At 66.7% G+C, this 19,627-nt stretch carries 15 protein-coding genes and 1 tRNA gene; 12 read left to right on the top strand and 4 right to left on the bottom strand.

The genetic code is table 11. From position 1 onward, the window contains the following. Window positions 1–12: 12 nt before the first annotated feature. Both rsmI and EYS21_RS07905 read left to right on the top strand, forming a co-directional pair. Window positions 13–882, top strand: a complete 870-nt coding sequence (rsmI, locus tag EYS21_RS07910) for a 16S rRNA (cytidine(1402)-2'-O)-methyltransferase (RefSeq protein ID WP_131132872.1) — start codon at window positions 13–15, stop codon at window positions 880–882. A gap of 218 nt (window positions 883–1,100) precedes the next feature. Continuing rightward, window positions 1,101–2,600 (top strand): NAD-dependent succinate-semialdehyde dehydrogenase, encoded by a 1,500-nt coding sequence (locus EYS21_RS07905; protein ID WP_131132652.1) that lies wholly within the window; start codon window positions 1,101–1,103, stop codon window positions 2,598–2,600. A 35-nt stretch (window positions 2,601–2,635) separates the two neighbouring features. On the opposite strand, the gene EYS21_RS07900 is transcribed toward EYS21_RS07905, so the two are convergent. The 3 genes from EYS21_RS07900 to EYS21_RS07890 are packed head-to-tail and all read right to left on the bottom strand — an operon-like array spanning window position 2,636 to window position 7,753. Further along, window positions 2,636–5,125: a DUF3488 and transglutaminase-like domain-containing protein gene (locus tag EYS21_RS07900; protein WP_242633332.1), complete on the bottom strand. Its 2,490-nt coding sequence runs from the start codon at window positions 5,123–5,125 to the stop codon at window positions 2,636–2,638. Continuing rightward, the gene (locus EYS21_RS07895) at window positions 5,122–6,612 is read right to left on the bottom strand and encodes a DUF58 domain-containing protein (RefSeq protein ID WP_131132651.1); all 1,491 of its coding nucleotides are present in this window, start codon (window positions 6,610–6,612) and stop codon (window positions 5,122–5,124) included. Before EYS21_RS07895 ends, EYS21_RS07900 begins: the two co-directional genes overlap by 4 nt. A 10-nt stretch (window positions 6,613–6,622) precedes the next feature. Then, window positions 6,623–7,753, bottom strand: a complete 1,131-nt coding sequence (locus EYS21_RS07890; RefSeq protein ID WP_131132650.1) for a MoxR family ATPase — start codon at window positions 7,751–7,753, stop codon at window positions 6,623–6,625. A 163-nt stretch (window positions 7,754–7,916) separates the two neighbouring features. Here EYS21_RS07890 and EYS21_RS07885 point away from each other — a divergent pair, with 163 nt between their 5' ends. The 5 genes from EYS21_RS07885 to EYS21_RS07865 all read left to right on the top strand — a co-directional run bounded on the left by EYS21_RS07885 (window position 7,917) and on the right by EYS21_RS07865 (window position 14,129). After that, window positions 7,917–8,831: a TatD family hydrolase gene (locus EYS21_RS07885; RefSeq protein WP_131132649.1), complete on the top strand. Its 915-nt coding sequence runs from the start codon at window positions 7,917–7,919 to the stop codon at window positions 8,829–8,831. Window positions 8,832–9,114: 283 nt separating this feature from the next. Further along, the gene (locus tag EYS21_RS07880; RefSeq protein ID WP_131132648.1) at window positions 9,115–10,266 is read left to right on the top strand and encodes a resuscitation-promoting factor; all 1,152 of its coding nucleotides are present in this window, start codon (window positions 9,115–9,117) and stop codon (window positions 10,264–10,266) included. 167 nt (window positions 10,267–10,433) lie between these two features. Continuing rightward, window positions 10,434–11,306, top strand: a complete 873-nt coding sequence (gene rsmA / locus EYS21_RS07875) for a 16S rRNA (adenine(1518)-N(6)/adenine(1519)-N(6))-dimethyltransferase RsmA (RefSeq protein WP_131132647.1) — start codon at window positions 10,434–10,436, stop codon at window positions 11,304–11,306. Then, a complete protein-coding gene (locus tag EYS21_RS07870; protein ID WP_131132646.1) occupies window positions 11,303–12,265 on the top strand; it encodes a 4-(cytidine 5'-diphospho)-2-C-methyl-D-erythritol kinase in 963 nt (320 codons plus the stop codon). The genes rsmA and EYS21_RS07870 overlap by 4 nt, the downstream gene beginning before the upstream one ends. A 37-nt stretch (window positions 12,266–12,302) precedes the next feature. Then, window positions 12,303–14,129 (top strand): ABC-F family ATP-binding cassette domain-containing protein, encoded by a 1,827-nt coding sequence (locus EYS21_RS07865; protein ID WP_131132645.1) that lies wholly within the window; start codon window positions 12,303–12,305, stop codon window positions 14,127–14,129. Window positions 14,130–14,641: 512 nt separating this feature from the next. On the opposite strand, the gene EYS21_RS07860 is transcribed toward EYS21_RS07865, so the two are convergent. Continuing rightward, window positions 14,642–15,268, bottom strand: a complete 627-nt coding sequence (locus EYS21_RS07860) for a TetR/AcrR family transcriptional regulator (RefSeq protein ID WP_131132644.1) — start codon at window positions 15,266–15,268, stop codon at window positions 14,642–14,644. 124 nt (window positions 15,269–15,392) lie between these two features. Here EYS21_RS07860 and EYS21_RS07855 point away from each other — a divergent pair. From EYS21_RS07855 to pth, 5 genes are all read left to right on the top strand, one after another. Further along, a tRNA-Gln gene (locus EYS21_RS07855) sits at window positions 15,393–15,464 on the top strand. A 125-nt stretch (window positions 15,465–15,589) separates the two neighbouring features. Further along, window positions 15,590–17,071 (top strand): bifunctional UDP-N-acetylglucosamine diphosphorylase/glucosamine-1-phosphate N-acetyltransferase GlmU, encoded by a 1,482-nt coding sequence (glmU, locus tag EYS21_RS07850; RefSeq protein WP_131132643.1) that lies wholly within the window; start codon window positions 15,590–15,592, stop codon window positions 17,069–17,071. Further along, window positions 17,071–18,051, top strand: a complete 981-nt coding sequence (locus tag EYS21_RS07845; protein ID WP_131132642.1) for a ribose-phosphate diphosphokinase — start codon at window positions 17,071–17,073, stop codon at window positions 18,049–18,051. Before glmU ends, EYS21_RS07845 begins: the two co-directional genes overlap by 1 nt. A gap of 271 nt (window positions 18,052–18,322) precedes the next feature. Beyond that, window positions 18,323–18,919: a 50S ribosomal protein L25/general stress protein Ctc gene (locus tag EYS21_RS07840; RefSeq protein WP_131132641.1), complete on the top strand. Its 597-nt coding sequence runs from the start codon at window positions 18,323–18,325 to the stop codon at window positions 18,917–18,919. Window positions 18,920–18,995: 76 nt separating this feature from the next. Beyond that, the gene (pth, locus tag EYS21_RS07835; protein WP_131132640.1) at window positions 18,996–19,586 is read left to right on the top strand and encodes an aminoacyl-tRNA hydrolase; all 591 of its coding nucleotides are present in this window, start codon (window positions 18,996–18,998) and stop codon (window positions 19,584–19,586) included. Window positions 19,587–19,627: the final 41 nt, after the last annotated feature.

Here is a 19,627-nt window from a genome sequence, read left to right as displayed (position 1 = left end):
CCCGACTCCAGCCTGCCTGACACCATCGGCCCCAACGCGGGCAGCACCGGGCCCGGGCGGATCGTGCTGGCCGCAACGCCGATCGGCAACGCAGGCGATGCCTCCGCCCGCCTCATTGAACTGCTGGCCACCGCAGACATCGTCGCGGCAGAGGACACCCGGCGCCTCCACCGCCTGGTCCAGAACCTCGGTGTCACGGTGGCGGGCCGCGTGATCAGCTACCACGAGCACAATGAGGCGGCGAAAACAGCAGAACTCCTTGATGCGGTCCGGGCGGGCAAAACCATGGTCATGGTGACCGACGCCGGGATGCCCTCGGTTTCAGACCCGGGATTCCGGCTGGTTGAGGGAGCCGTTGCCGCCGGACTCACCGTGACGGCCGCCCCAGGCCCCTCGGCCGTACTGACAGCACTGGCCCTGTCCGGCCTGCCCACGGACAGGTTCTGTTTTGAAGGGTTCCTTCCGCGGAAAGCAGGGGAACGGGCTTCGAGGCTGGCAGACCTTGCAGCTGAGCGCCGGACCATGGTGTTCTTTGAAGCCCCGCACCGGCTGGAAGCCATGTTGCGCGCCTTGCGTGAGCGGTTTGGCCCGGACCGCCGGATCGCCGTCTGCCGCGAACTGACCAAGACCTATGAAGAGGTCATCCGGGGGACCGTTGGCGAGCTGCTGTTCTGGGCTGAAGCGAATGAGGTCCGGGGCGAGATCGCCGTGGTCCTCGCAGGAGCGCCCGAACAGGCACCGGGGACGCCCGAAGATCACGTGGCGGCCGTCAACGCGCTGGTGTCACAGGGAATCCGGCTCAAGGAAGCCGTGGCTGCGGTGGCCGAGGACGTCCGGGTCAGCAAGAGGGAACTGTATTCTGCCGTATTGGCGGCGCGCTGATCCATCCTGGACAGCCTCCCGGATGCGGGGCTGAAGGAGCGTCAGCACGCCGCCCAGGCGCTGTGCACCTGCACAGTGCGGGCTTGATTCTGTAGTGCGTCCAGGCGTAGACCCTCCGGCGGCGGCAGCAGTAGTCTGACAGTTAATCAGCCACAAAGGCAGGCCGCTCCGGCCGCCGGTGCGCGGCTGGAAACAACCCTACTGACGAGGGAGTCATCGTGACTGTCACTGCACAGCCAGCCGTTACCGCCGAGCGCGAGAGCGAGCTGCTGGCCTCTGTTCCCACCGGCCTGCTTATCAATGGTGAGTGGCGGCCGGCCGCTTCCGGAAAGACGTTCAACGTCGAGGATCCCGCCACGGGCAAGGTGCTGCTGAGCATTGCCGACGCCGGCCCCGAAGATGGCAAGGCGGCAATGGATGCTGCGGCCGCGGCGCAGGAGTCCTGGGCGAAGGTCCCATCGCGCGAACGTGGGGAGATCCTGCGCCGTGCCTTCGAGCTCGTGACGGAGCGGGCCGAGGACTTCGCCCTGCTGATGACCATGGAAATGGGCAAGCCACTGGCCGAAGCCCGCGGCGAGGTCACCTATGGGGCCGAATTCCTGCGCTGGTTCTCCGAGGAAGCGGTCCGCGCGTTCGGCCGCTACTCCGTGTCCCCGGACGGAAAGTCCCGGCTCCTGGTCACCAAGAAGCCCGTGGGCCCCTGCCTGCTGATCACCCCGTGGAACTTCCCGCTGGCCATGGCCACCCGCAAGATCGCCCCCGCCGTCGCCGCCGGCTGCACCATGGTGCTCAAGTCCGCCAACCTCACGCCGCTGACCTCCCAGCTGTTCGCGGCCGTCATGCAGGAAGCCGGACTGCCCGCCGGCGTCCTGAACGTCATCCCCACCTCGACGGCCGGTGCCACCACGGGCCCGCTGATCAAGGACACCCGGCTGCGGAAGCTCTCCTTCACCGGCTCCACCGAGGTGGGCCGCCGCCTGCTCGCCGACGCCTCCGAGACCGTCCTGCGGACCTCCATGGAACTCGGCGGCAACGCCCCGTTCGTGGTGTTCGAAGACGCCGACCTGGACGCCGCCGTCGCCGGTGCCATGCTGGCCAAGCTGCGGAACATGGGCGAGGCCTGCACCGCGGCCAACCGGTTCATCGTGCACGAGTCCGTCGCGGACGAGTTCGCGGAGAAGTTCGCCGCGAAAATGGCGGACATGACCACCGCCCGCGGCACCGAGCCCCACTCCAAGGTCGGCCCGCTGATCGATGCCAAGAGCCGGGACAAGGTCCACGAACTCGTCACCGACGCCGTGGCCTCCGGCGCCAGGGCGGTCCTGGGCGGCGCACCGGCAGAGGGGCCCGGCTACTTCTACCAGCCCACCATCCTCACCGGCGTCACCGAGGGAACCCGGATCCTGTCCGAGGAAATCTTCGGCCCCGTCGCCCCGATCATCACGTTCGGCACCGAAGAGGAAGCCATCCGGCTGGCCAACAACACCGAATACGGCCTGGTTGCCTACGTCTTCACCAAGGACCTGAACCGCGGCATCCGGATGGGCGAACGCCTCGAGACCGGCATGCTCGGCCTGAACGCCGGCGTGATCTCCAACGCGGCGGCGCCCTTCGGCGGCGTCAAGCAGTCCGGACTGGGCCGTGAAGGCGGACTGGAAGGCATCGAGGAATACCTCTACACGCAGTACATCGGCATCGCGGACCCTTACGCCGGCTGACCCACAACGGTGATCCGCGGACGGGCCGGGGGAAGCTAGCCTTCGCTCGGACGCCGCAGGCCGTCGCGTACTCGTGACCACGAGTGGGCGGCGGCCTTTGCCGTCCGCCGGGCCAGCCTGCCGATGAACCGGAACGGCGCCGTCAGCATCCGTCCCCAGCGGGCAAGGACCGAGGGCGGAAGCCAGTCAGCGCGCAGCCGGCGGATACGCGTGACGTTGGCCCGCATTGATCCCTGGAGCGCGGAAATCCGGGCGGCTGCCGGTTCCGCACTGACCGAACCGGGGGAACCGGCGGCTGGCGGGCCGTAGGCGTGCCGTTCGAAGTCGGCCGTGAGGGAGATGACAGCCTGGTGTGCGGCGTCGTCCATTCCGCCTGGTTCACCCAGCAGATGCGAGCCGCGGATCCGGGCGGAGTACGTCCTGGGCGTCTCAGCCGGTCCCGGCGGCAGGCCGTAGTCCGTGCCGAGGTCGCGGAGCTCGGACCACGCCAAGGGAACGGCTGCCGGGGACGGAGGATCAGTGCTGCGCAGCCTGCGGGCTCGGACCCCCAGCCGTACCAGCCGCGGCGAAGAGGCAAGGAGGAGCAGCAGTGCTGATCCTGCCAGGCCCAGGAGCCACGGCAGGATCTGCGACCCTGCGTCGGTCCCGGGGCCGGCGCCGGGCAGGGGGAGCGGCGCGGCGCTGGGCAGCGGGGTTGCCAGCGGGTTGCCGGACGGAATGAGGTCGTCATTGTTGTCGAGGGAGCCGGGCGAGCCGGGTACCGAGCTTTCGATGGCGTATTCCGGGGGCACCCCCCGCGAGGGCGTCGGCTCAAACGGCACCCACCCGAGACCTTGGAAGTAGAGTTCGGGCCACGCATGGGCATCCCGTGCGTCCACTTCGTACTCTGCCAGCGCACCTTCACCGGCCACGGTCACGGTGGCTCCGGTCAGCCGTCCGGGGGCGTAGCCGACGGCGATCCGGCTGGGAATGCCTTCAAGCCTGGCCATGACCGCCATCGCCGAGGCGTAGTGGATGCAGTATCCGCTTTTTTGGGCGAGGAAGTCGGCCAGGACGGACAGTCCGTTGCCGTCATAGCCGCCCTGGACCGGGGACTGGAGCGAATACGTGAACTCGGCTGACCGCAGGTATTTCTGGATGGCCACGGCCTTTGCATACACCGTGCCGCTCGATCCGGTGACGGAATCGGCCGTGGACCTGACAATGTCAGGCACGTTGCCGGGTACGCGGGTGAAATCGTCCGCTATGCCCTGCACGGAGGCCGACGAACGGTCGAGCAGGCTCGCCGTGAGCCGGGGAACGGAAGAGACCACAATGTATTCCTGGCTCCGCGAGTTGGTGTCCGCTCCCTTAACGCTCAGGGTGGCGGGGTCCCATGTCCAGCGCCCGCCCAGGCCCCGGATCGACTCGGGAGCGTAGGGAACAGGGAGGTAAGGGCTGGTGAAAGATCCCGTGTCCACCGCGGTGACCTGGCGGAGCTGCTCGTCGGCGAGGATCTCGTAGCCGGTCTCGATGGGTCCGGCCACCGGCCGCCGCGATTCGTCGCGGTCGTCCGGTCCCCAGGAGTCGCCGTCGAAATTGTCCACCGTGACGGACCGCAGGTAAATCGGGGCGGCGGACGTGGTGGCGTAGGTGATCCGTCCGGTGCCGGCGGGCGCGCGGAGGCTGTTTCCGAGGGTGATCATGGGATTCAGCCCAGTGGAGGTGCCCCAGGGGTTCACGCGCGAACCCTGCGGAAACGTTCCCTGGTCGAAGCCGGGGATGGCCAGCGGGATGATCAGCGTGGCCACGAGGGCAACGGATCCGGTGAGTGCGGCGCGCTTCATCTGCCCTGGGTTGCGGGCCGTATCAGCCGGCGTACGCGCGTCCGGCGCGAACCACTGGCTGCACGCCAGAATCAGCAGGTAGCCGGCCACCGTAGCGGTGAACCCCCAAACGCCCACGCTTTGCGGCTTCACCATGGCCGGCACGATGAGGATGGCCACGAGTCCCAGGCCGGTGGTGGCAGGCATGGCCAGGGGCAACGCCAAAGCATCGATGAGGATGACCGTCAGGCCCAGGACGGCGCAGGTCACCATCACGATGCCGGCGTTGGGGGCGACGGGCGCGCTTTCGGCCAGAACTGTCTCGCTGGCGCGGCGGATGAACCTGTCCAACTCCTTCATGGTGGCGCCCGACGGGATGAGCCCGGCTATGCCTGAGCCGCGGAAGAACGTCAGCGTCAGGATAGCCACCAGGGAGGCGAAGCCACCTGCGGTGACAACGAGGGGGTGCGCCCGCAACGCCCGGAGTCCGGCCATGGTCAGGCAGACCACAAAAACCGTGGTCAGCACGGGCAGGTACCACGCCCACCCCCGCAGGACACCGTTAAGCGAAAGGGCCGCACCACACACCGACAGCCCCACGGCTCCGGCCATGACCCACGGGTAGGCGCCGACCCGGGCTTTGCCTGGCTGCTTGCCGGAAACCGGGACGCTGGAAGGCTGCGCCGCGGCGGAGGTGTGCTTTTCCGGGGCGAGTGTCACCGTGCCACCCCCGCGCCACGCCGGACATCAGCCGCAGCGGCATCCAGCGCTGCTCCGCCCTGGTCGAAGTGGCTCCAGGCGGCGGGCACCGGAACCGACGGGGACACCGCCGCCGCACGCCACCCCCCACGCCGGAGCGCTTCAAGTTCATCGTGGAAATCAGACGGCCTCTCCGCGACGATGATGGCGAAGGAATTCGCCCCATAACCCGCCGCCGGGGCCAGGGCGGTGGCTTCCGCCAGCGACAACCTTCCCAGCACCGCGATAATCGGTCCCCGCATCCGGTGCGCCGACAGCTTGTCCATGAGCAGGTCATCAAAAAGCGCTGGACCGGAATCCTGTCCACCGGCATGATCGCGTGCCGCGCCGGAGGAGTCCCTGCGGTCCGGGCCCGGATGGGCCGGGCTCCGGGGGGCGGCCTCCTTGCGGCCGTGTTGGCCGTGATGGCCGTGATGCGGGCCGGAGAGCTGGATGGCTGCCAGGCTTTCGGCGATGGACTGCAGCCCGCCGGTGCCCTGGTACTCCTCGGTCTGAGGTTCAGGCGCTGAGGGGGAACGCAGGAAGGCCGGTTCGCCGGCGGCGTCGAGCAGGCGCAGCGCATAATTCCGTTCGGCAAGATGCGCGCTGATAGAGATGGCCGCCACCACTGCCCATTCGAAGGTGTCGCTGGTGACCATCTCGTGGCCGTCCATTCCCGTATTCCCGCCAAAGCCCGTCCCGGGACCTCCTGCGAAGGCGGCGAACCGCTGGTCAAGGATGATGGTGGCCTCGGGGGTGGTGACGGACTCCTCCTGCCTGACCATCAGTGCACCGTGCCGGGCAGTCGCTGCCCAATGGACACGCCGCATGGGGTCGCCGTGCCGGTATTCGCGGGTCATCACATCGTCGTCGCTGGGGTTGGCCCGGATCCGGGTGGCCGTGACGCCGTCGCTCCCGCGCGCCCCTGCAAGCCCGGTGACCGGGAGCTCGACGGCGGCCGGCGTCACCGTGAGCGTCTCGCCGTCGTCGATTGCCTGCCGGTGCAGGGACAACCCGAACGGGTCGGTGAACTCGGCGGTCACCGGCCCGATGAGAAACTGGCCGCGCTGGCTGGAACGCAGATGGTATTCGTACCGGCTGGTGCCGCCGGTGGCCGAGCGCGCGGGGAAGCGGAATGCGGGAGATTCCCCAAACCGTGGGGGCAGCCGCTCCTCCATGATCGCGCGTCCGGTGACCGGCCCGGTCCGTGCCACAGCCAGCCGGACAGTCGTGGCGGCCGAGGTCTCCACCGGAGATGGATTGAACTCCCGGTAGACCTGGAATTTTGGTTTAACCAGCCGGATCCCCGCCAGCGAGACCAAGGGAAGCACAATCAGCAGGATGCTGAGGCTGAGGAGATCGCGGCGGCCCATGATCTGCGCAGCCAACAGCGACACAGTGCCGGCAGCGAGGAGGCCCCAGCCGCGCTGGCTGAAAAGGTGACGGGGGAGCCGGTCCAGCAGTGCCATGGGGCTCTGCCTAGTGGTTCCTGCGGAGCCCGGAGCCCGGTGGAGTCTTGGCCGCGGACCCGGCTGCGGACCGTGCCGAGGCATCCGCCAGGTCCTGGCTCACCGGCAACCTGTTCAGGATCCCGCGGATGACGCTGTGCGGTGTTTCCCCGGCGCTGGCGGCCTTGCGGTCCAGGATGATCCGGTGCGCCAACACGGATTCAGCCACGTTGACGACGTCGTCGGGAAGCACAAAATCACGCCCGTCCAAGGCCGCAGTGGCCTTGGCCGCCCGGAGCAGCTGCAGCATCGAGCGCGGACTGGCCCCCAGCCGGAGCAGCGGACTCTCGCGGGTTGCCCTGCCCACGGACACGGTGTATTCCTTGACGGCCTGGGACACGTAGACCTGCTGGACGGAGGCGATCATTGCCGCGACGTCCGCTGCAGTGACCACGGCCGATACCTTGGCCAGCGGCGACGTCGCCTGGTGGGTTTCCAGCATCTCGATCTCGGAGTCCTTGTCCGGATAACCCATGGAGATACGCGCCATAAAGCGGTCCCGTTGCGCTTCCGGCAGGGGATAGGTCCCCTCCATCTCGATCGGATTCTGGGTAGCCACCACCATAAACGGCTCGTCGAGTTTGTAGGAGTGTCCGTCCACCGTGACCTGGTGCTCCTCCATGCATTCCAGGAGGGCGGATTGGGTCTTGGCCGAGGCGCGGTTGATTTCATCGCCGATCACGATGTTGGCAAACACGGCGCCCGGGCGGAACTCGAACAGCCGGGACGACTGGTTGTAGATGGACACGCCGGTGACATCGGACGGCAACAGGTCAGGGGTGAACTGGATCCGGCTGACCGTGCAGTCGATGGTCCTGGCCAGGGTCTTGGCGAGGAGGGTCTTGCCAACGCCGGGCACGTCTTCGAGGAGGAGGTGGCCCTGGGCCAGCAGGACGGTCAGGGCCAGTTTCGCGGCCTCCGACTTTCCGTCGATCACAGTGTTGACTGCATCCAGGATGCGCTGGCTTGCAGAGTGGAAGGCGGCCGCGTCCATCGCCTGGGCCTTGTGGCCGTTCAGCTGCGTGACCGGTTCCGCAATCCCTGCGAAGTTCCGGCCGGCAGGGTCGATCTCATTGACGGCAGTGCGTCGGTGGGAGTCCATCGGCAACCTTTCAGCCCGGTATCGACTGGGACGGGACAGCAAGCCTGCCTTCGCCCGTCGGTGGGCGTTCGCATCTGTTGGTAACAGACTACTAACAGAACTGCCGTGCCTGACAGAGAGTTCCCGTAATTCTCGATGCATCGCCCGCCGCTAGGCTAGAGGGATGCGCAATTCCCTGATTCCTGCCGCTTACCGTGCCGCCGGATCGGACGGATCGGACGGTTCGGCCGCGGCAGGCGCCGCGGGCCGGCGGGATTTTCCGCCGGCGCCGGAGCCGCTGCCGGCACCGGTCATGGACAACCACACGCACCTTGATTTTCCCGACGGCGCCGGGCCGGTAGGGGTCGCTGCGGCCTTGGATGCCGCGCAGGCAGTCGGAGTCCAGGGTGCGGTCCAGGTGGGCTGCGACCTCGAATCCTCCCGTTTCACCGTGCAGGCGGTGGATCTGGACAGCAGGCTCCTGGGGGCGGTGGCACTGCACCCCAACGATGCACCGGACTACGCAGCCCGCGGCGAACTGGAGGACGCGCTGGCGGAGATTGAGCGGCTGGCCGCGCATCCCCGGATCCGGGCCATCGGCGAAACCGGGCTGGACTTCTTCCGCACCGAGGGCGAGGGCCTGGTGCATCAGCGCTACTCGTTCAGGCGGCACATCGACATCGCCAAGCGCCTTGACCTCACCCTCCAGATCCATGACCGTGACGCCCACGACGACGTGGTGCAGGTCCTGCGCGAGGAGGGAGCCCCGCAGCGCGTGGTGTTCCACTGCTTTTCCGGCGATGAGGAGCTCGCGCGCATCTGCAACGCAGAGGGCTGGAACATGTCCTTCGCGGGCACCCTGACGTTCAAGAACGCACACAACCTCCGGGCGGCGCTCGCCGTCGCCGAACCCGAACTGGTGCTGGTGGAAACGGACGCGCCCTTCCTCACCCCGCACCCGCACCGGGGCCGGGCCAATGCCAGCTACATGGTGCCGTACACGGTCCGTGCCATGGCTGATTTGACAGGAACCGACCTCTCCAGGCTCTGCCAGCAAATCAGCGAAAATACCGTGCGGGCATACGGATCCTGGGACTGAAATCACACCGGGAAGAATTCCGCCAGTAAATACCAGGTATGCAAAATTCTTGGCCGCTTTATAACGCTACGGTTACAGTGGGTAACTATTAGCCGGGGTCGGGGAAGGCCTTCGGATAATTTCACTTCATCCGCAGCAGGATCATTGACGGCTTTGATGCCGCATGAGTGCCAAGTGGAGTGTGGCGGCGCAAAGGTGCCCGGAGCTGACCTCAGGGGTTCTGCGCCGGGTGTTTTACTGCGTTTTTCCCCGTGCCCGGACGGTCCTAAAGTTACGGGCAAACGTGGTCAAGCTTTTCACATCTGACGGCAAGTTCAGTTTCGTCAAGGTTGGTACCCAGCTGGTGGTGCTTTGCGCCCTCGTCCTCGGGCTCGTGGCCTTTGTCGGGAATAACAAAACAATCACGCTCAACGTCGACGGCAAGGTGACTTCGGTCCAGACCTTCGGCGGCACCGTAGGCCAGGTTGTCAAAAGCGCAAAGCTGGACCTGAAGCCCGCAGACCGCGTATCCCCGTCAGCAGACGCGACCGTGGAAAACGGCACCGTTATCAATGTGAACATGGCCAAGGCCGTGAAAGTCAGCCTGGACGGCTCTGAGAAGACCGTCAGCACCACCGCCCCCGACGTCGCCGGGCTGGTGACCGAACTCGGGGTGGCCAGCTCGTCATCCGTTTCCGTCCCGAAGGACGCCCAGTTGGCGGTGGACGGATCATTCGTCTCCATCACCACCCCCAAAAACGTGAGCATCGTCGCCGACGGTAAAGTCACCACGGCAACCACCACCGCATCCACGGTGGAGGCTGTCCTGGAAGACGCCGGCGTGACCCTTGGCGTCAACGACCGGGCCTCACAGCCCGGCAACGCCCTGGTAGTCAACAACATGGTGGTCAAGGTTTCCCGGGTGGACACCGGCCAGACGGCGGCCACCACGGAAGACGTAGCGTTTGAGACCATGACCTCCGAAAGCGCGGACCTGTTCAAGGGTGAGAAAAAAGTGACCCAGGCCGGGGCTGCCGGAAAGGTCGAGCGCACGTTCAAGCTCGTGCTGGTTGACGGCCGCGAAGCCTCACGCACCCTGGTTTCCGAGACCGTTTCCGTCCAGCCCGTGACGGAGCAGGTCACCGTAGGCACCAAGGCAAAGCCCGCAGCCACCACCGGCACCAACACCGGTGCAGCAGCGCCTGCCATGATGAACGAAGCCATGTGGGACAAGATCGCCCAGTGCGAATCGGGCGGCAACTGGTCCATCAACTCAGGCAACGGCTACTACGGCGGCCTCCAGTTCGACATCCGGACGTGGATCGGCTCAGGCGGCGGCGCCTACGCCCCCAACGCCAGCCTCGCCACCAAGGCCCAGCAGATCGACATCGCGAACCGCGTTTACGCACAGCGCGGCCTCCAGCCCTGGGGCTGCGGCTGGGCGGCCACCAGCTAGGACCAACGCCCACCCTGCATCGCAGGCAAGCCTGCAGCGGCAGCTGACCACAGCCGCGCAGGGCCCAGGGCAAACAAGCGCGTGAAGCGGCCGGACCCGGATTCCCGGGTCCGGCCGCTTCCGTTAACTCCGCGTGGCATTCGCAACCGCCGGGATAGGATACCTAGGTGACTGAACCGAGCCCCGCCGCGCCCGCACCCCTCTTCGGTGCCTCCGACATACGCCGGCTGGCGGAAGAGATCGGAATCCGGCCCACCAAGACCCTTGGACAGAACTTTGTCATCGACGGCAATACCATCCGCAGGATCGTCTCTGCCGCCAACATCGGCCCTGAGGAGACTGTCCTGGAGGTCGGGCCCGGCCTTGGCTCGCTGACGCTCGGGCTGCTGGACGCCGCAAAGGCAGTGGTCGCCGTCGAAATCGATCCGGTCCTGGCTGCGAAGCTGCCCCATACGGTCAACGAGTGGCGGCCCGGGGCTGCCGACGACTTTTACCTGGTCCAGGCCGACGCGATGAAGGTGACCACGCTGCCGGTTGAACCAACTGCCCTTGTGGCCAACCTCCCTTATAACGTTGCCGTGCCCGTGGTCCTCCACCTGCTGCAGCACTTCCCGAGCCTTCAGCACGGCCTGGTGATGGTGCAGGACGAGGTGGCTGACAGGCTGGCCGCCGGGCCCGGATCCAAGACGTACGGGGTGCCATCGGTCAAGGCGGCCTGGTACAGCAGCATGCGCAAAGCCGGGGTGATCGGGATGAACGTCTTTTGGCCCGCTCCTAAGATCCATTCCGGACTCGTGGCGTTCACGCGCAGGGAGCCGCCCGTCACCACTGCCACGCGCGAACAGGTGTTCGCCGTCATCGACGCAGCATTTGCGCAGCGCCGGAAGACGCTGCGGGCTGCCCTCGCCGGCTGGGCAGGCGGCGCCGCCGAGGCTGAACGTTGCCTCGTGGCGGCCGGCGTGGATCCCACCGCCCGCGGCGAGGTCATCGACATTGTGGCTTTCGCCCGGATCGCCGAAGCCGGCGAGGCCACCGCGTGAATGCCCGGGCAGGCCGGTTTGCGGCCCGCACCGTCCGGGTCAAGGCCCCCGGCAAGGTCAACGTCTCCCTGGATGTAGGCCCGCTCCGGCCGGATGGCTACCACTCGGTAGCCAGCGTGTACCTCGCAGTGTCGCTCTACGAGGAAGTCGCTGCCACAAGCACGGAAACTCCTGGCATCACGGTCAGCATCAGCCCGGACAGCACCCTTGACCTCGACGGCGTGGACATCCCGCTGGACGGGAACAACCTCGCATACAAAGCCGCGGCCATTATGGCGGACGTCTCCGAGCACGCCACCGGGGTCCACCTCGAAATCACCAAGCGGGTTCCCGTGGCCGGCGGCATGGGTGGCGGCTCTGCGGACGCCGCCGCTACGCTGCTGGCCTGCGACGCGCTCTGGAACAGTGGACTCTCGCGGGAGGAGCTGGCGCACCTGGCGGCGGAGCTGGGAGCCGATGTTCCGTTCTCCCTCCTCGGCGGGACAGCCGTTGGGCTGGGCCTGGGCGACGAACTGTCGCCGGCATTGGCCAAGGCGCAGACTGACTGGGTCTTGGTGGCGGCCGACTATGGGCTGTCCACCCCCGAGGTCTTCCGCACTCTGGACCGGCTCCGCGATGCCGAGGGCCTGGTCGCAGCCGAGCCTGCCGGCGTGGATCCCAAGATCCTGCAGGCACTGCGGAGCGGTGACGCCGAAGCGTTGAGCAGGGTCCTGGTCAACGACCTCCAGCGTGCCTCCATCGAACTGGCTCCGGACCTCCGCAGCACGCTGGGGATGGGCGAATCACTTGGCGCCATCGCGGGCATCGTCTCAGGCTCAGGGCCCACGGTGGCACTGCTGGCGCACAGCCCGACGGCGGCCGAAAGCCTTGCCGAGGACCTGCTGCACCATGGGCTGACAGCCTGGGCAGTGCATGGGCCAGTGCCCGGTGCCCGCATCATCTCCGATACCCTCCTTTAAGAGCCCCTTTCGTATTCAGCAGTAGAAAGCAGTCCCCTTGGCACACCTTCTTGGCGGCGAAAACCTTACGGTTTCGTACGCGACGCGCACCGTCCTTGACGGCATCACCCTCGGACTGGAAGAGGGCGACCGGATCGGCATGGTGGGCCGGAACGGCGACGGCAAATCCACGCTGATGCGGCTGCTGGCCATGCGCTCCACTCCGGATTCCGGCCGGGTGACCAAGCGCAGCGAAGTCAACATCGGATACCTGGACCAGAGTGACGTGCTCGACGGCGACCTCACCGTCGGCGCCGCCATCGTCGGCGACCAGGCGGACTACGAATGGGCCCGGAACCCGCAGATCCGCGAGGTCATGGGCGGGCTGGTGTCCGACGTCGACTGGCACGCCAACGTCCATGCCCTCTCCGGCGGGCAGAAGCGCCGCGTTGCCCTGGCGAAGCTCCTCATCGAAGACCACGACGTCATCATGCTCGACGAGCCCACCAACCACCTCGACGTCGAAGGCGTCGCGTGGCTGTCCCGGCACCTGAAGACCCGCTGGCGGGCCAACCAGGGCGCTTTCCTTGTGGTCACCCACGACCGCTGGTTCCTGGACGAAGTCTGCACCAAGACCTGGGAAATCCACGACGGCATCATGGATCCCTTCGATGGCGGCTACGCGGCTTACGTGCTGGCCCGTGCCGAACGTGACCGCGCCGCCAACGTGATGGAAAGCAAGCGCCAGCAGCTGGTGAAGAAGGAGCTGGCCTGGCTGCGCCGCGGCGCCCCGGCCCGCACCGCCAAGCCCAAGTTCCGGATCGAGGCAGCCAACGCGCTGATCGCCGATGTCCCGGAGCCGCGCGACTCGACGGCATTGAGCAAGATGGCCACGGCGCGCCTCGGCAAGGACGTGCTGGACCTTGAGCACGTCTCACTGGACTTCCTCGGCGGTGACGAAGGCCAGAAACTCTTCGACAACATCACGCTGCGGCTTGCCCCGGGTGAGCGGCTGGGCCTGGTGGGTGTCAACGGCGCCGGCAAGACCACCCTGCTGAAGCTCCTCAACGGCGAGATCGAGCCCAGCTCCGGGAAGGTCAAGCGCGGCAAGACGGTAGTCACCGCCGTGCTGACCCAGGAGGTCAAAGAGCTCGACGACGTCAAGGACCTGCGCGTCATCGAAGTGATCGAGCGCGAAAAGCGCTCGTTCAACGTCGGCGGCAAGGAGTTCACCGCCGGCCAGCTCGTGGAGCAGCTTGGCTTCACGAACGAGAAGCAGTGGACCCCGGTCAAGGACCTTTCCGGTGGTGAGCGCCGGCGCCTCCAGCTCCTGCGCCTGCTCGTGGGGGAGCCGAACGTGCTGATGCTCGATGAGCCCACCAACGACCTCGACACCGACACCCTCGCCGCCGTCGAGGATGTCCTCGACGGCTGGCCGGGCACCCTCGTTGTGGTGAGCCACGACCGTTACCTGCTGGAGCGCGTGACCGACCACCAGATGGCACTCCTGGGCGACGGGAAGATCCGCGCCCTGCCGCGCGGCGTGGACCAGTACCTGGAGCTCCGCGAATCCGCCCTGGCCGGCTCCACCATCACCGGCGGCGGCAACCCCGTCACCGGTCCGAGCGGCAGCTCCGCACCCGCAGCGTCCGGAGCCTCCGAAGCCGAAAAGCGCGACGCCCGCAAAGCCAAGAACCGCATCGAACGCCAGATGGGCAAGCTTGAACAGCAGGAAAAGAAGCTCCACGACCAGATGGTCAAAAGCACCAACGATAACGACTTCGACGCCCTCGCCGACCAGAACAAAAAACTGAAGGACCTCGCCGGAGAACGCGAGGCGTTAGAACTCGAATGGCTCGAAGCCCTGGAAGTCCTCGGCGAGTAGCCCTTGCCTTCGTCACTGCGTTGTGGCTGGGCTGGGTGCCGGAGCCGGCCCTTCGGGGCTCCGCACGCCTTGGGTGCCGCAGGCGGCCCTTCGGCGTCGCTTAGACACAGGGCAAAGGGGCCGCTCCGGTCGCTGAGCGACCTCCACGTCCCGATGCCCCGCGATGCGCTCCTTTCCGAAGGACCGCCTCCGGCGAGCGGACGTCACCTACCGAAGGCCGCCTCCCGACAAAGCACGTCACCTTTCGCCGGGGAACAGTGGGCAACCCGCGCGGAACGTTCGGCAGGGCGTACTCGTGAAGGGCGCCCGCACGGAGGTGCCGGCTATCGCAGCGCGGCGGGGGACCCGTGCGGAACCGTCGGCAATGGCGGGGCAGGGGGCCTTCGCGTAGTCGCGCATCGCGGCGCATCGGGGTCCGGAGGTCGCCCAGCGACCGCAGGGACCCATTTGCGTCGTGTCTAAGCGACGGCGAAGGACTGCGCCGCGGACGTGACCACGCGGGCATGAAAACGCTAGCCCTCGCTTGTCAGCTCAGGGTCCTTCTTGAGGCCGGTCAGGCCGTTCCAGGCGAGGTTTACCAGGTGTGCCGCTACGGTGTGCTTGTCCGGCTGGCGGCTGTCCTGCCACCATTGGCCGGTCATGGCCACCATGCCTACGAGCATCTGGGCGTACATGGCGCCGTCTTCGGCGCTGAAGCCGCGGCGGTCGAATTCGTCGGAGAGGATGTGTTCCACACGGGCGGTCACATGGGACAGCAGGGTGGAAAAGGCGCCTTCCGGCTGCGACGGCGGGGCGTCCCGCATGAGGATGCGGAAGCCGTCGGTGCGGTCCTCGATGTAGGTCAGCAGGGCGAGGGCGGCGCGCTCCACCAGGATCCGCGGCTTGGCTTCTTCGGTGAGGGCGCTGTTGATCGAGTCGAGCAGGATGCGGAACTCGAAGTCCACCACCTGGGTGTACAGGCCTTCCTTGGAACCAAAGTGTTCGTAGATGACCGGCTTGGAGACGCCGGCACAGGCGGCGATTTCCTCAATCGTGGTCCCGTCGAGCCCGCGGATGGCGAAGAGGCCCCGGCCCACTTCGATCAGCTGGCTGCGCCGCTGCAGGCCTGTCATCCGTGTCCGGGGAGGGTTGTTGCTCACATTTCCATCATGCCCTACCGGCGGGAAGGCCCTTGATGCGGGCAGATTCCGGCCGATGTCGCATCGGGCCCCGAACCCATGGCAAAATAAATACTTGTGCCCGGGCCTTGTGCCGGTGGCATGGTCCGCCCTGGTGTAATGGCAGCACCCCGGCCTTTGGAGCCGTGGAGTATAGGTTCGAATCCTATGGGCGGAACTGCTGTGCGATGACCCGTCCAGTAGGATGAACTCGGTGCCGCACCAGGCCATTGGCCCGGCTGGCATCGCGCCCAGCGCACGGCGCACACAAGCACCGCGCCAACAATCAAGGAGAGCCCGTACGTGATCCCCGAGACTACCGGTCCAGCCGCCGTCATAGTTCTGGCAGCAGGCGCCGGTACCCGGATGAAATCCCGTACACCCAAGATCCTCCACGAAATCGGCGGCCTCTCCATGGTGGGGCACGCCCTGGTGGCTGCCCGCAGCATCCACCCGAGGCAGTTGGCCCTGGTAGTCCGGCACGAACGTGACCTTGTGGCCAAACACCTGGTTGAACTGGACCCCGACGCCGTCATCGTTGACCAGGACGAGATCCCCGGCACCGGCCGGGCCGTCGAAGTCGCGCTCCAGGCCCTGGACGCACACCAGGAGCTGGCCGGCACCGTCGTCGTCACCTATGGCGATGTTCCGCTGCTGACTGGCAGCCTGCTCGCCGAACTCGTGGCCACCCATGAGCGTGAAGCCAACGCAGTGACCGTTTTGACAGCCGTGCTGGCGGACGCAACCGGTTACGGCCGGATCCTCCGCGGGGACGACGGGACCATCACCGGCATCCGCGAACACAAGGACGCCACCGACGCCGAGCGCCTCATCCGCGAAGTCAACTCCGGCATCTACGCTTTCGACGCCGCCGTCCTGCGTGACGCGCTGGTCCACGTCACCACCGACAACTCCCAGGGCGAGAAGTACCTCACCGACGTGCTGGGCCTGGCCCGGCAGGCAGGCGGCCGGGTTGCCGCCGTCGTCACCGAGGACCGCTGGCAGGTGGAGGGCGCCAACGACCGTGTCCAGCTCTCGGCACTCGGGGCGGAACTGAACCGCAGGACGGTTGAAGCGTGGATGCGTGCTGGTGTCACAGTGGTTGATCCCGCCACCACCTGGATCGACTCCACCGTCACGCTGGACGAGGACGTCCGGATCCTCCCCAACACGCAGCTGCACGGCGACACCACCGTGGCCCGGGACGCAGTCGTCGGCCCGGACACCACCCTGACCGATGTCCGAATCGGTGCGGGGGCGAAAGTGACCCGGACGCACGGTTCAGGGGCCATCATCGGTGCGGACGCCGCCGTCGGGCCTTTCACCTACCTCCGTCCCGGCACCGTCCTTGGCGAGACCGGCAAGATCGGCGCCTTCTACGAAACCAAGAACGTCACCATCGGCCGCGGCTCCAAACTCTCCCACCTGGGTTACGCCGGCGACGCCGAAATCGGCGAGGACACCAACATCGGGTGCGGCAACATCACGGCCAACTACGACGGCGAGAAGAAGCACCGCACAGTCATCGGGTCCGGTGTCCGCACAGGGTCCAATACCGTGTTTGTCGCCCCGGTCACCGTGGGCGACGGCGCCTACAGCGGCGCCGGCGCCGTGATCCGCAAGGACGTCCCGGCCGGTGCGCTGGCAGTTTCACTCGCCGCGCAGCTGAACTCCGAAGGCTGGGTCCTGGCCAACCGGCCCGGCACGCGCTCCGCCGAACTGGCCCAGGCGGCCACCGCAGATTCCTCAAGTACCCAGGCACCTACAGAAGAGGGCAAGCAATAATGAGCGAAATTACGGCGCGCGGCGAGAAGAAGCTGGTGCTTGCCGCCGGGCGGGCACACCCGGAGCTTGCCCGGGAGATCGCCAAGGAGCTGGGCACAGAGCTGCTCCCCATCGACGCGTACGACTTCGCCAACGGGGAAATCTACGTCCGCGCCGGCGAGAGCGTCCGGGGCACCGACGCCTTCGTCATCCAGGCGCACCCGGCACCGCTGAACAACCACCTCATGGAACAGCTGATCATGATCGATTCGCTGAAGCGGGCATCCGCCAAGCGCATCACCGTGGTCTCGCCCTTCTACCCCTACTCCAGGCAGGACAAGAAGGGCCGCGGCCGCGAGCCGATTTCCGCCCGCCTGGTGGCCGACCTCTACAAAACGGCCGGTGCCGACCGCATCATGAGCGTTGACCTGCACACCTCGCAGATCCAGGGCTTCTTCGACGGCCCCGTGGACCACCTCATGGCCATCCCGCTACTGGCCGACTACATCCGCACCCGGGTCGCCGCGGACAACATCACCGTGGTATCCCCGGACACCGGCCGCGTCCGGGTGGCCGAGCAGTGGGCCGAACGCCTCGGCGGCGCACCGCTGGCGTTCGTGCACAAGAGCCGCGACCTGACCGTGCCGAACCAGGCCGTCTCCAAGACCGTCGTGGGCCAGATCGAGGGCCGCACCTGCGTCCTGATCGACGACATGATCGACACCGGCGGAACCATTTCCGGGGCCGTCCAGGTGCTGAAGAACGCCGGCGCCAAGGATGTCATCATCGCGGCAACCCACGCCGTGTTCTCCGATCCGGCGGCCCGCCGGCTGTCCGAGTCGGGCGCCCGCGAAGTGGTGGTCACGGATACCCTGCCCATCCCCGCCGACAAGCGCTTCCCCCAGCTGACTGTGCTGTCCATCGCACCGCTGATCGCACGCGCCATCCGCGAAGTGTTCGACGACGGATCGGTCACCAGCCTGTTCGACGGCAACGCCTGATTCCTGGCGTTTGAGCCTGAACGCGGCGGTTGTGCCTGCGGTAACCCGCAGGCACAACCGCCGCGTTTTCAGTTACCGGCCCGGACGCTGGTAAGCTATTCAACGAAACCTTGGCGAGGGAGAGCATCCCGGGAAACCGGCGTGCAGGTCTCCGTTATCGACTGGGTCTGAACCTCCCTTCTTGAAGGGCCGCCCACGGGCCGCCCGGCGTTGAAGGTCGCAACAGACCTCCGCCCTTGCTGAACACCGTTTAGTCTTCAAGGAGAAACACATGTCTGAGCAGAAGCTCGCAGCAGAAGTCCGCACCGAATTCGGCAAGGGCTTTGCCCGCCGCGCCCGCATGGCCGGCCAGATCCCCGCCGTCATCTACGGCCACGGCGCAGAGCCGATCCACATCACCCTGCCGGCCAAGGCCACCACCCTGGCCGTCCGCACCGCCAACGCCCTGCTGTCTCTGGACATCAACGGCGAAGGCCACCTGGCACTCGTCAAGGACGTCCAGCGCGACCCCATCAAGCAGATCATCGAGCACATCGACCTGCTGACCGTCCGCAAGGGCGAGAAGGTCACCGTTGACATCCCCGTGCACGTTGTTGGCGAACTTGCTCCGGGCAACGTCTTCAACCAGGAACTGACCGTCATCTCCCTCGAAGCCGAGGCAACCCACCTGCCGACCGCCGTCGAGGTGAGCATCGAAGGCCGCAGCGCCGGCGAGCACATCCACGCTTCCGACCTCGTCCTGCCGAAGGGCGCCGTCCTGCTGGCCGACGCCGACGCGCTGGTTGTCAACATCTCCGAGGCCACCGAGGTCTCTGACGAAGAAGCCTCCGAGGGCTCCGCTGGGGCTTCCGCGGCCGCAGCCGAGTAATTTCGGACCATAGTTTGGGTGGCCGGATCCCCGCGGGGATCCGGCCACTGCCGTTTTCCCACTTTAGGATTGACGCATGACTGACACGTGGCTGATCGTTGGCCTCGGGAATCCCGGGACCGAATACAAAGGCAACCGGCACAATGTAGGCCAGATGGTCCTGGATGAACTGGCCGGCCGGATCGGCGGCAGCTTCAAGACGCATAAGGCCCGGGCCCAGGTGCTCGAAGGCCGCCTGGGCATCGGTGGTCCCCGCGTTGTGCTGGCCAAGCCTATGAGCTACATGAATGTCTCCGGCGGCCCCGTCGCCGCTTTGGCAAACTTTTACGGCATCGAACCGGACCACGTGGTGGCGGTGCACGACGAGATTGACATTCCCTTTAATACAATCAAATTGAAGTCCGGCGGGGGAGAAGGGGGCCACAACGGACTGCGTGACATGTCCAAGGCCCTCTCCACCAAGGACTACCTGCGCGTCCGTGTGGGGGTTGGACGGCCGCCGGGCCGGATGGACACAGCCGACTATGTACTCCGCGACTTCGGTACAGCGGAACGAAAAGAACTGCCCTTCTTGCTGGACGAAGCGGCAGACGCAGTGGACGTGCTGGTCAGGGAAGGCCTGACGGCGGCGCAGCAGAAGTTCCACCCGGCGAAGTCCCCGCTGTAGCAAAAAAAACTTAATCCCCAGTTTGCTGTCTAGTAGTCAGC

The sequence above is a fragment of the Arthrobacter sp. S39 genome, assembly GCF_004320525.1.
In the GTDB taxonomy this organism is placed as follows: Bacteria; Actinomycetota; Actinomycetes; order Actinomycetales; family Micrococcaceae; genus Arthrobacter.
Note: the sequence above shows the minus strand (reverse complement) of the source record. Positions and strands in the feature narration are given on the sequence as shown.

Coding starts and splice junctions, on each gene's coding strand:
- EYS21_RS07840 (WP_131132641.1), top strand. CDS start 18,323: ATGTCTGAGCAGAAGCTCGCAGCAGAAGTCCGCACCGAATTCGGCAAG.
- EYS21_RS07890 (WP_131132650.1), bottom strand. CDS start 7,753: ATGGACTCCCACCGACGCACTGCCGTCAATGAGATCGACCCTGCCGGC.
- pth (WP_131132640.1), top strand. CDS start 18,996: ATGACTGACACGTGGCTGATCGTTGGCCTCGGGAATCCCGGGACCGAA.
- EYS21_RS07885 (WP_131132649.1), top strand. CDS start 7,917: ATGCGCAATTCCCTGATTCCTGCCGCTTACCGTGCCGCCGGATCGGAC.
- EYS21_RS07845 (WP_131132642.1), top strand. CDS start 17,071: ATGAGCGAAATTACGGCGCGCGGCGAGAAGAAGCTGGTGCTTGCCGCC.
- EYS21_RS07895 (WP_131132651.1), bottom strand. CDS start 6,612: ATGGCACTGCTGGACCGGCTCCCCCGTCACCTTTTCAGCCAGCGCGGC.